This is a genomic window from Mesorhizobium sp. YR577 (assembly GCF_900116595.1).
Taxonomy (GTDB): domain Bacteria; phylum Pseudomonadota; class Alphaproteobacteria; order Rhizobiales; family Rhizobiaceae; genus Mesorhizobium_M.
On sequence record NZ_FPBI01000017.1, the window covers coordinates 112,186 to 124,013 of the forward strand.

The window sequence follows — 11,828 nt, forward strand, 5'->3', positions numbered from 1 at the left end:
AGTAAACTCCAACCTATTCCGAACGATTGAGGTCGAAATCCCGGGTTTCAGGGCTCATGAGAAGGGCGACGAACGAAACCATGATGATGATGACGCACATGGCCGTGATGATCCACACCTCGCCGCCGAACTTCTGCATCAACCACGCCGCGACAAAGGGAGTCGGGCCGGCGAAGAGCAGGTTGGCGCCGGTGTAGGCGAGCGCCGAACCGGAATAGCGGACCGCCGTCGGGAAATGCTCGGCGAAGAAGGATGGCAGGATGCCGCTCTGCGCCTGGATGCTGCCGGTAAAAACAGCCATCGCGAGGAAGATTAGAAAGGCGTTACCCGTACTAAGCATCGGGAAGTAGAAGATTGCGATTGCCAGCATGATCAGGGAAGTGACGATCAGAGGGGGCTTGCGTCCGAACCGGTCGCTGGCTGCACCTCCGATGCAGGTTGTGAAGATTGCCACGACATTGGCTGCCATCAGGCACATGAATGCCGTCTGGTTCGACACACCGATCGTCTTCGTCAGATAGCTGATCGAAAAAACCGTCACGACGTAGTAGCAGGAGGCTGGGGCCGCCCAAAACAAGAGCAGACGCAGAATGGCGCGACCGTGGCTTTTCAGCACGGATCTTTTCACTGCTGCCTCGCCATGGGCGGGATTCGCGCGTTCTTCCTTTTCCTTCAACTTCTGGAAGGCCGGGGTTTCGTCAACCTTGAACCGGATGTAGACGCCAAGGACGACCAGCAGAACACTCATCAGGAACGGAATACGCCAGCCCAAACTCGTGAACTGCTCCGCAGTCATCAGGGTCGTGATGATAAACAGCAGGCCATTGGCCAAGACCTGGCTTGCAGGCGCCGCCATGTTGGTGAACGCACCGAAAAGCCCGCGTCGGTCGGACGGCGCATGCTCCATGGCGAAGAGCTGCGCACCGGTCGATTCACCGCCAAGAGCAAACCCTTGGATGAAGCGCAGGAGCACGATCAGAATCGGCGCCCAAATTCCAATGCTGGCATAGGTAGGCATGATTCCGATCAGGAACGATGCGATGCCCATCAGGATGAATGTGAACAGAAGGATGTTCTTGCGGCCAAGACGATCTCCGAGGATGCCCATCACGATACCGCCGGCGGGGCGCGCGAAGAAGCCGACGCCGAACGTGGCAAATGACGCAAGTAGGGCGCTGTTCTCGTCCATGGTTGGAAAGAAGAGCCCCGGCAGCACGGTCGCTGAAATCGCGCCATAGGCTGTGAAGTCCAGCCACTCCAAAGCGGAGCCGAGTGCACTGCTGACTGCGGCTTTTCGCGCCATCGGGGTGACCGCCGTGCGTTCGCTAGGGGAATGTAACGTACTGATATTGTTATCGGTTGCGGCCAAGGCTTTTTCTCCTCCTCATAGCCTGATGCTTCCGCGCCCTCCTTGGAAGGCAGGCGCCTCATCACCTCAAGATGTCACGTGTTGTGATGCGTCTCCCTTTGCCATTCAGCAAATGTCCTACCCTCGTTGGCGAGGCGAACAAGCAAAGCCGACGGCTCAGATCCTGTGCCGCCGATACGGGTAGCTTCTTCGACTTCCGCCAGTATTGCGGAAAGTCCGAACTGGTCTGTGGCGAACATCGGCCCACCTCTCAGCTGCGGGAAACCGTAGCCGTTGACGAAAACGAGATCGATGTCGGAAGCCCGAGCGCTGATCCGCTCCTCCAGAACCTTCGCGCCCTCGTTTGCCATGACAGCAAGGATGCGCTTCTGGATATCTTGAGGCGTGAAGGAACGCTTTCGAACCTCTCGTCTCTTGCGTTCAGCTTCGATGATGTCCGCGACTGCGGGCGACGGAAGTCGTTTTCCATCGACATAGTCGTACCAGCCTCCGCCCGTCTTGCGTCCGAGCCGGTCGGCTTCGCACAACAGGTCCGGAAGGGAGACATAGCGTTCACCCGGATCGCGCGTCGCTGCCCTGCGTTTGCGCATAGCCCAGGCGATGTCGAGACCGGACATGTCGGAAACTGCGAAGGGGCCCATGGCAAATCCGAAAGCTTGCAGCGCCTCGTCAATTTCCTGAGGTGAAGCACCGTCTTCGACGAGGTACTCCGCATGCCGGCGGTAGATCGCGAAGATCCTGTTGCCGATGAAACCGTCGCAGACCCGCGCGACGATCGGTAGTTTTCCAATCCTGCGCGCCAAGGACAGCGCAGTCGCCAGAACGGCCGGAGCGGTTTTGTCAGCCTGGACAACTTCCAGCAACCGCATGACGTGCGCTGGCGAGAAAAAGTGAAGGCCGACCACATCGGCCGCGCGCCCTGCCTGTTCAGCGATGAGATTGACGTCCAGGTAGGATGTGTTCGTCGCGAGAACGGCATCGGGTTTCGCGAGGAGATTCAATTTCTGAAAAATCGAGCTCTTCACAGCGAGATCTTCGAAGGCTGCCTCGATGACGAGATCCGCGTCCTTAACAACACCCCAGTTCTCGGTCACCTGCAAGCGACTTAGAATCTCTGCTGATTTCGTCTCTGAAATCCTGCCGCTTTTTTGCTGTGACTGCAGAATGCCGGCGATACGCTCGCGCCCAGCCTTCGCGGTTTCGGTCGTCTGCTCCAGAACAATCACGGGCAGACCTGCTGTAGCCAGACTAACAGCAATACCCGAACCCATCGTGCCGGCACCAACGACGGCAGCCAGGTCAACTGTTTTGGGCTCGACCCCTTCGAGGTCGGGAACCGTCTCAGCCCATGCTTCCGCGCGCTTCAGATATTGAAGGGCCTTAGCTTCTTCCGAATGCCGAAGGCGCTGATGAATTTCGTGCTCTTGCAGCAGTCCTTCGTCGAAACTTGACGAGGCCGCGGCCGCGATCAGCGTAGCGGTCTGCGTGGCCGCAGTGACTCCTTTCGCGCGCTTGACAGCGCTGTCGAGGCTCCTCTTCTCCGCGTCAGCGTTCCCCGAAACGACGGCGCGCTGCGACAGTCGGCTCTTGCCCCCCGATTCAGAAAACCCGAGCGCGGCTTCAATAACGTCGCACTCAACTCTATCGAACAGCCCGGTCTCGGTAGCCTCGCGGGCAGTTAAAGGCCGCGAGGCAACCAGATCGATCGCATTAGCGATGCCGATCAGCCGGGGCAGCCTCTGCGTTGCACCGGCACTGGGAGTCTGCCCTAGCATGAGGCCAGGCAGGCCTGCGGTCGCGGACGATGTTGCTATGCGAAGGTCACAAGCAAGCGAAAGTTCGAGGCCAATGTCGAGAGCCGGCCCGGTAATTGCGGCAATGACCGGCTTGTTGATCGTCTCGATCACGGCAAAGAGTGATGACGAAATATCATCCCAATCGCCCTCCACAGCCGGCGGATTCGTCAGGAAGCGGCCAGAAACGCCAGTGATTATGATGGCGACAACGGAGCCGTCCTGGTCGAATTCCTTCAGGGCCTCCAGAAGAAGGGCGCTGACGTCAGACGCCAGGGCATTTTCGGGCGGATTATCGATCACGATAACTCCGGCCTTGCCAATCACAGACTTGGAAACTGAACCCATCGCCTGCTTCTCCACTACGCTCATTGGTCAGCTCGGTCCCGATATGCGAGCGCAGACCCAGCGCGATAAACCAGCCGGCATCCGCCGTGCGAGCGCGTCATTGATCGGATTGCGGGCATCCCGCCCACTCCTCCGCTGGGGCCTTCACAGCGCAGCGTCTTGGAAGGTGCGCGCCCCTTCGATTGCCTCGAGCGGCGAGCGCCCCCAACTTTCGATCAGACTGTTCAAAACAGCTCCGAGCCAGATCAGCCTTTGGTTGGTTCGGCATCGACCTGATGTACTTCGACCACGTTTCCTTCCGGATCCTGGAAAAATATCTGGTCCCATCCCTTGATGGCCCACTGACCGTAGTCCGCGTAAGGAATGCCGCGCTGGGTTAGTCGCTTCTTGATGCCTTCAATATCGTCGGTTCTAAAAGCAATATGTCCGCGATCCAGCGGGTTCACGCCTTTGCCGGTCTTGAACGCCACGTTCAGATCGCGGGTGGCAAGATGCATTTCGGTTGTGCCGTCCGTGAGAAATGCGACGTGCCCGCCGTAGCCGCGATCCTTGATCTGATCGTCAGCGTCATGGCCGCCATAATAGGTCTGATCCAACTCGAGAACATCCTTATAGAAGTTCTCCAGATCGGTAACGTCCTTGGCGGTGAAGTTAACATGATGAAAACGAGTAGTCACAGCTTCCTCCTTCGTGTGTTGCCATGCGAATGGGCATGGACTTGACTTGGCGCTCCCGAGCGCCGATTTCAGTGAATGTGGATGCCGCCATTGACGTCGAGCGTCGCGCCGGTCATGTAGGTCGACAAATCGGACGCTAGGAACATGCATGCTCCGGCAACCTCATCCGGCCGCCCGGGCCGTCCAAGCGGAATGGCCATCGACAGCTCCTGAAGGCGCTCGGGCGAAATAGCACCGGCGACAAAGTCCGTCTCGATCAGAGACGGACAAATCGCGTTCACCCTTACCCCCACCGAACCGAGTTCACGAGCCAGCGTCCTGGTCATGCTAAGCACGCCGCCTTTCGATGCCGCATAGTGGGCGCCACCGAACAGCCCACCTCCACGCTGGGCGGCAACGGACGCGACATTGACGATCGAACCCGCCTTTTGATCGGCCATTGTTAGCGCGAATGCAGTCACGATATTGAAAGTACCGGCGAGATTGACCGACATGACGACGTCATATTCCTGATCGGTGATCTCGTGGAACTTCGCGGCTCGCATGACGCCGGCGGAATGAACAAGCACGTCGACGCGGCCGAACGTCTCAAGCACGGTATTGCGCGCCGCATCGCATTCGTCGCGCGACGTGATATCGCATTTAAGTGCGACGCAGCGCGAAGCTGGATACTTTTTTGCCAAAGCAGCAGCGGCGTCTTCCACCCCGTCATTGACATCCAAAATTGCGATGAGGGCGCCGTTTTCCGCCAACATTTCAGCTGTCGCGCGCCCGATCCCGTGAGAGGACGCTGCGCCGGTGATGACGCACACCTTATCTTTCATAAGCATAAGCTTGCTCCTCCAAAACTGCTTGGGAGGGAGACATATAGGTTTCATATATGCTGTCAATGGTTCATATGCAAAATTTAGGCGTTGACGCTCTTTTATTGGCAAACTAAAGATTCTATATATGCAAACGGGCGTCTAATGGCTGACTATGTGCCGCCCGGCGCAGGGAGGAATTACAACTACATCGCTAGTTCCTGCCAGCGATTCAAAGTTGCTCTCGCCCTGGGGAGCATACAGAAGACGGGAGGCTCCTAAATGACGAACAGATTCCTTAAAGGGCTGCGCGTGCTAGACTTGACGAGTGTGGTTGTCGGACCGACATGCACATGGCGACTGGCGCAGTACGGTGCCGAAGTCATCAAAGTCGAGGCGCCGGAAGGTGACCTGATGCGCGGATTGGGGGGGGTGTCTCCAACTGGACAACACTCGGGTACATATCTTCATCTCAATCGCGGCAAACGGAACATTTGCCTGGATCTGAAGAAGCCAGATGCCAAGGAAGTGATCGAGAAATTGGTTGAATGGTGCGAAGTTCTAGTCGCCAATATGAGGCCGAGGGCACTGGAGCGTCTCGGCCTGGACGCCGCTTCGGTTCTGGCGAGACATCCGGTCAAGATTCACTGTCTTATGACTGGCTACGGTACCGACGGACCATACGCTGGCCAACCCACCTATGACAGCGTCGTTCAAGGCGTATCGGGAATCGGCGGCTTATTTCTCGAGCGGGATGGTATGCCTGCTTATGTGCCGCTCGTCGTCTGCGATCACGTTGTTGGCGAAATTGCAGCAGGATCAATCCTTGCAGCCGTGATAAAGCGCAACGAGGGCGGAGGCGGAAGCAGTCTAGAAATACCGATGTTCGAAACGATGGCCGCGTTCGTGCTGCAAGAGCATCTAGCGCAGGAATCGTTCGACCCGCCTGTCGGCTCGGTGGGGGATAAGAGGCTTTTGAACCCACATAATAAGCCACTAAGGACTGCAGATGGCTGGATTTCAGTAACAATCAACACGGATTCTCAGGTCAGGGCGTTCCTGAAATCCGTGGGTCGCGACCATCTTCTCGAAGATCAGCGTTTTGCTACCGTCGCCGACCGGGCGAAAAACGTCAAGGAATGGTTCGAGGTCCGAGGAGCGGCTTTGTCAGATAGGACAACAGCTGAATGGCTCAGGATTTTCAAGGCTGCGGACGTTGCAGCAATGCCTTGCCACACTCTTACAACTTTGCGTGCCGACCCTCACCTCGAGGCGGTTGGATTGGTTTCGAGCGAAGAGCATCCAACCGAAGGCCGGGTTGCAGTCATTCGGTCAACCATCCGCAGCGAAGAAGGCTATCCAGCACCTGGCTGCTATGCCCAACCGAGAGGATGGGAGACCCAACGGATTCTGGAAGAGATAGGTCTCGGAGCACAAGAGATCGATTTACTGGTCATGTCCGGGACAGCAATCATTGCCGCCCAGCGGTGACCCAAACCTATGCCTCCCAAGGCACTGCCGTGCTCAGTAGATTCGGGATTTGCCGAAGATGCTGAGCACGGCAATCAAGTGGCGAAGAAAAAGTAGTTTTTGTCGGTGTGAATGCCAAGCGTCCCTGCTGCGAAGCAAGTCGACGATTTACAAGGCCTTACCCTTCAAGGAGAATCGACGCCTTGCGCAAGATCGTTGTTTCCGACCAACCACACCACCGGGTCTAAATTTCTGATCGGTTCAACGACAGTAAGACTGCTCTAGGCTGATGTCACACTGGTTGCGATAGTTGAGCGGCCGATTACCGTTTATGCTCCTATACTCACAACGACGCTTCAAACATCATCGAACCAGACAGCGAAATATTCGTTCTCCTGAGTAGGGTGCACGCGGTTGCCCTTGAGTTGCGGCGCGGAATGATTGAAGAGCTTGCGCCAGTATGGCTGGATCAAAATACCGGAGTCCTGCAACAGGAACTCAATATCCTTCATAAGCTCCTGACGCTTCTGCGGATCGGCAATGGCCAACGCCTCATTGAGCTTCGTATCGAATTCTGGATTTGACCAGCCACTCTCATTCCAGGCTTCGCCGGACCGATAGGCGATGGCAAGTACTTGGACCCCCAGCGGACGCATGTTCCAGGTAGTCATGGAGAAGGGGTATTTCGTCCAGTCATTCCAGAAAGTGGAGCCAGGCAGAACTGTTCGTTTGACCTTGATCCCAGCCTCCCGCAGCTGTGCCGCAATCGAATCTCCGGTATTGCGATGAAAATCTTCATCCGCCGTGATTAGTTCATGCTCGAAATCAGTTTTTCCGGCCTCCGCGATCAAAGCATTAGCTCTAGAGATATCACGTTTAACCGTTGGAAGTTCGAAATACTCGGGATGGATCGGGGACACGTGGTGATTCGCGGCTACTGTTCCAGCCCCGCCATAACCGAGCTGCAGCACCACCTCATTGTCAACGGCAAGCTGCAAAGCATTGCGAACGCGCTTGTCATCATAGGGTTTATTCATGACGTTCATGCGCGCCAGCAAGGTACCGGCCGTTATAGTCTCTGCCTTGATCAAGCCAACGCCATCCAGAATCGGAACCAGATCTGCGTTCGTTTCGTAGTTTGCGTGAATCTCACCTGCCTCAAAGGCCGAAATCATTGCTGAGGTGTCGCTGCCATAGTCTATGAACTCGATTCCATCAATGTTGGCCTCACCTCCCCACCACGCTCCATTCTCTCGGCGCTTGAGCACCGCTCGAGTTCCTACGTCGTATGACACAAGCTCGAATGGCCCGGTCCCAATCGGGCATGCGACAAAGGTCGCACCCTTCTCATCGAAGGATCTATGGACAACTAGGGCTGGATAGTCCGAAAGGTTAGGGATGAAGCTGATATCCGGTTTAGTAAGCAAAATGCGCAGAGTCATATCATCGACTCTCACAACAGCTTCCTCGCGCATTTTTCCGGTCGCCGAATCCACGAGCGTCCCCATGCGTCCAGCCATAGAGTTCCCTTCAACATTACGATCGCACCAACGGCGTAAGTTGAAAATTACGTCGTCTACATTAAAGGCGTCGCCATTATTCCAGGTTGCACCGGGCCGAATATGAAAAATGAACTCCGTAGCATTGTCGTTGACCTCCCAGGACTCCAGCAACTTGCCTTCAAAGGTAAAATCATGTGTATATTTGATAAGCGGCTCCAACGTCTGCCGCTCCACGTTGGCAATTTCGAACCAATCAGCAGTCCGCGGATCCTTGGGATCCTTCACAAACATTGCAACTTTTAGAATTCCGCCTTTCTTGGGCGCGGCTGCGTGCGCCGGAGGTAAAGCCAAGCCCGCCAACGTGTAGGCCAGGACCGTGGAGGCACCGAAAGCACTTGCAAGCGCGAGGAACTCCCGCCGATTTACGCGCTCCTCCCGACACGCTTGCGCGGCAGCGCGAATGTGATCGGGCACCTCTTCCCCGTTACTACAAAACATCACCATCAACGTTTTATCCTGCTTGTGAGTAGTTCGCACCCTCGAATGCCCGTCGCGAGGTTGGCTAGTGTTACGTCCAACGAACCAATAGCATCAGAGGCCTCATTGAATTTCGTCGACCGATTCTTGCGCAATCTTTATTGCACTGCAACAAATCAATTGCACGATGTGGAAAATGTTTTTCTGCCAGAATTCTCGATCGGGTCCGGCGAGCGAATCCGCTGCATGCATCGACCTGCCCCAGAAAGTCTGGAATGCCGCTTTCAGTCGGTGCTTGCTAGCTTGTCCAGCAATAGGTAATGCCGCCGTTTCCCACCGAAATGGGCCTCACGGCATCAAGGCCGTTGATAATCATCGACCACGACAATTCTGTACATCGCTTCCCATATCACAAAGGAACGGCTCCTGACGGAGAAAGCAATTGCTTGTACGGATCGAATTCTTGATTCGTAGATTGACGACGCGTTCGCGAATTAGGGCTGACATCGGGCAATCGATTCACGATGAACCAATTGATTTGCGACTGAAACCTTTATTGGCGGTGCGTCATCCGGTTCAAGACTGCAACGCTTTATGATTTCCAACGCCGCATTGGCTATCGCGTCGTAGGGCTGGGCAACAGAGGTGAGCGGTGGTGTCAGATATGCGGCCAGACTGTCGTCGTATCCAATGACGGACATTTCGTCAGGAACACGTATCCGACGTGCATGTAAAGCCTGCAACACGCCGGCGGCCAACACATCTGAACCAGTCATTATCGCACTTACTCGCGAGCCTTCGCGGTCGAGCAGTACGTCGGCGAGAGTTCTCCCTGCATCAAAGGGACCCACCCCTGCATTGGCATCCCCCAAGAGTAGTGGACAATGATCAACATTCAGGCCCTGACGTTCTATGGCTTGGCTAAACCCCTCTGCACGCCTCCGTTCGGTTATGGCTGCTTTTGCGCCCCGATAGTCCGTTAGAGGCTTCCAACCGATGAAGGCAATCCGACGGTGACCCAGCGACATCAGAACCTTGATACTGTCGTCGAAGCCAGGACGAAGGTCGACGTCGATTAGATGGGTGTCCTCGATACGATCACGTTCAACCTGAACGATAGGTATTCTAGCGCGCTTCAAAGGGGCCATATTGTTTGGATCCAGCGCATGACAGATGATAGCCGCCTCTACGTCGTATTCAATGAACAGGCGTATAGCGTTTCTTTCGGCTTTTAAAGAAAAACTATGGTTGGTTGACAATATTGAATAACCTTGATCCGCAGTTACGACACGAATAGCGTGAGCTATATTCGTATAGAACGGGTTCGTTCTCTCTGACGATAATAGAAGGCCAATAGTGTAACTTCTCTGGTTACGCAGAGACCTCGCTTGTAAATTTGGAAAATACCCCAACGTCTCAACGGCGCTAAGGACCTTCATTCTGTTCTCGGTCGAAACATAGCCATTCTCGTGTATCACTCGCGTAACAGTACTCGGCGAAACTCCCGCCAATTTAGCAACATCGGAAATACGGGCTTTCGTCATACGATCACATCTTCCGCGCTCAGACCGCGACATAAGAGGTCTGCATCTAAACCTTGAGTTTCATAGTTTCACGTCAGGCGCATCACACCCTTGCCTGTTATCTCATTGCAGCAAATATCCAGCAATGCACGCCGACAGAACGGATCCCTGCAACGCAAAGGCTACGGACCTGTCCGACCAAAAATCTAGGCCTTCTTGCAAAACACATTGATACGTGGTGACGCAACCACATAAGGTCAATCGCGTCAATGGAGCACTGAGGACCGAGGTGGGGTCCCAATAACGGGGACGTCAGTTCATATCGGAGATGAACATCAAAGCCGCAATAATACGAGAATCCAAGCTTCCGCCTGAGTTTCAGTGTTTCCTTGCGAATCTTGCCAGCAAACAGTTTTTTCAATTGTTTGTTTTCAGTCTCGAGACGGAGCAGATCCTATAGTGTATTGGCGAGATTCTTTTCTGCGTCTTTTCCGGTCACTCCGGCGAATTTGAGGTTCCGGCCTACCTGGCGGCGATTGACAATAATACAGATTGATCAACTGTTCTGCCTCCTGCATACCGGCATAGCGCTTGCGAAAGCTTTCAGCGGTCACGCCTCGCCGTCACTGCCGCCGTCTGATCACTACAAAGAATAGCGGCCAGGATGAGATCGTGCTCAAGGCAAGGCCGAGCAATGCGGCCCGCTGCAAGAATTTGGACTTGACGAAACAGGGATAAGCGCTTGCGAGCAGCTCGCCTTGATTCAACGGCCAGGCGTAAATGAGGGCACCGGACGGCCTGAGACGAGTCCCGGGCGCCGCATCTCCAATTGGATAGCTGTTCAGGAACCCATACGGAGGATCGGCTTGATGGTCTTGCCACTTTCACTATCAGCCATGGCCTGGTTGATCTCGTGGAAGTTATAGAAACGAACGAGCCGGTCAAAAGGGAAGCGACCCTGACGGTAGAGTTCAATCAGAGTCGGGATGAAGGTCTGTGCAACCACATCACCTTGTACGATGCCCATAATCCGGCGGCCCGGGATCATGACGTCGTTGATGTTAAACGATGCCTCCGTGCCCTCCTTCGTTGCGCCAACGATACCGCACACACCGAAAATACCAAGACAATCAATCGCTTGACGCAGGACGTCGGCGCGACCGCTGCATTCGAGTGAGAAATTGGCACCTTTCGCGGTAATCCGCTGAATCTCTTCAACCGGATTGACTTGTCGGCTGTTGACCAGGTGCGTTGCGCCCAACTCCTTAGCGAGTTCGAGCCGCGAGGCATTGACATCGACTGCGATGATTGTGGTCGCGCCACCCACCTTGGCAGCCATCACGGCAGCCAGGCCGACCGCGCCGGCGCCGAACGCCACGAAACTCGATCCGGCATTTACCTTAAGGGCATTGAGCACCGAGCCAGCGCCAGTCTGGATACCGCATCCGAGCGGACCCAGCAATTCGAGGGGCACATCCTTCGGAACCTTGACCACGTTGCGTTCGTTCGCAATGGCAAACTGGGCGAAGGAGGACTGACCAAGGAAATGGTCATGAACCACCGCGCCAACCGCATCGATGGTAGCGGTCGAACCGTCGAGGCGCCCGCCTCCGAAATTCAGCGGCGCCATATGCTCGCAGTGCGCCGGGTGACCCGATTCGCACGTGTCACAAAGTCCGCATGACATGTAGGTCATGACCACGTGATAGCCAGGAACTACATTCGTGACATTTTCACCAACCGCTTCGACAATCCCGGCACCCTCATGTCCTAGGGTTCAAACCCATTTATCGCGTTGATTTGGCGTAGCAAATCAGATTCAGGATTTCCGATCAACGGATTGGAGGCTTGGATGGGTCGGTTGTT

At 55.3% G+C, this 11,828-nt stretch carries 8 protein-coding genes and 1 pseudogene; 1 reads left to right on the forward strand and 8 read right to left on the reverse strand.

Annotated elements, in window-relative coordinates:
• Nucleotides 1–13 precede the first annotated feature (13 nt).
• The 4 genes from BM413_RS23250 to BM413_RS23265 all read right to left on the reverse strand — a co-directional run bounded on the left by BM413_RS23250 (nucleotide 14) and on the right by BM413_RS23265 (nucleotide 4,999).
• A complete protein-coding gene (locus tag BM413_RS23250) occupies nucleotides 14–1,369 on the reverse strand; it encodes an MFS transporter (RefSeq protein ID WP_210188961.1) in 1,356 nt (451 codons plus the stop codon).
• A gap of 74 nt (nucleotides 1,370–1,443) precedes the next feature.
• Nucleotides 1,444–3,534, reverse strand: a complete 2,091-nt coding sequence (locus BM413_RS23255; RefSeq protein ID WP_244537987.1) for a 3-hydroxyacyl-CoA dehydrogenase NAD-binding domain-containing protein — start codon at nucleotides 3,532–3,534, stop codon at nucleotides 1,444–1,446.
• A gap of 221 nt (nucleotides 3,535–3,755) precedes the next feature.
• Nucleotides 3,756–4,187, reverse strand: coding sequence for a VOC family protein (locus BM413_RS23260; protein WP_175544412.1), 432 nt, complete (start codon nucleotides 4,185–4,187; stop codon nucleotides 3,756–3,758).
• Between the two features lie 68 nt (nucleotides 4,188–4,255).
• Nucleotides 4,256–4,999: an SDR family NAD(P)-dependent oxidoreductase gene (locus BM413_RS23265; protein WP_244537988.1), complete on the reverse strand. Its 744-nt coding sequence runs from the start codon at nucleotides 4,997–4,999 to the stop codon at nucleotides 4,256–4,258.
• Nucleotides 5,000–5,272: 273 nt separating this feature from the next.
• Here BM413_RS23265 and BM413_RS23270 point away from each other — a divergent pair, with 273 nt between their 5' ends.
• Nucleotides 5,273–6,481, forward strand: a complete 1,209-nt coding sequence (locus BM413_RS23270) for a CaiB/BaiF CoA transferase family protein (RefSeq protein ID WP_091917231.1) — start codon at nucleotides 5,273–5,275, stop codon at nucleotides 6,479–6,481.
• Between the two features lie 335 nt (nucleotides 6,482–6,816).
• On the opposite strand, the gene BM413_RS23275 is transcribed toward BM413_RS23270, so the two are convergent.
• From BM413_RS23275 to BM413_RS33715, 4 genes and pseudogenes are all read right to left on the reverse strand, one after another.
• Nucleotides 6,817–8,466: an ABC transporter substrate-binding protein gene (locus tag BM413_RS23275; protein ID WP_091917232.1), complete on the reverse strand. Its 1,650-nt coding sequence runs from the start codon at nucleotides 8,464–8,466 to the stop codon at nucleotides 6,817–6,819.
• A gap of 467 nt (nucleotides 8,467–8,933) precedes the next feature.
• Nucleotides 8,934–9,983 (reverse strand): LacI family DNA-binding transcriptional regulator, encoded by a 1,050-nt coding sequence (locus tag BM413_RS23280; protein ID WP_175544413.1) that lies wholly within the window; start codon nucleotides 9,981–9,983, stop codon nucleotides 8,934–8,936.
• Nucleotides 9,984–10,803: 820 nt separating this feature from the next.
• A complete protein-coding gene (locus BM413_RS23285) occupies nucleotides 10,804–11,523 on the reverse strand; it encodes an NAD(P)-dependent alcohol dehydrogenase (RefSeq protein ID WP_280141854.1) in 720 nt (239 codons plus the stop codon).
• 30 nt (nucleotides 11,524–11,553) lie between these two features.
• A pseudogene (locus BM413_RS33715) lies at nucleotides 11,554–11,727 on the reverse strand (alcohol dehydrogenase catalytic domain-containing protein); the annotation flags it as partial.
• Nucleotides 11,728–11,828 lie beyond the last annotated feature (101 nt).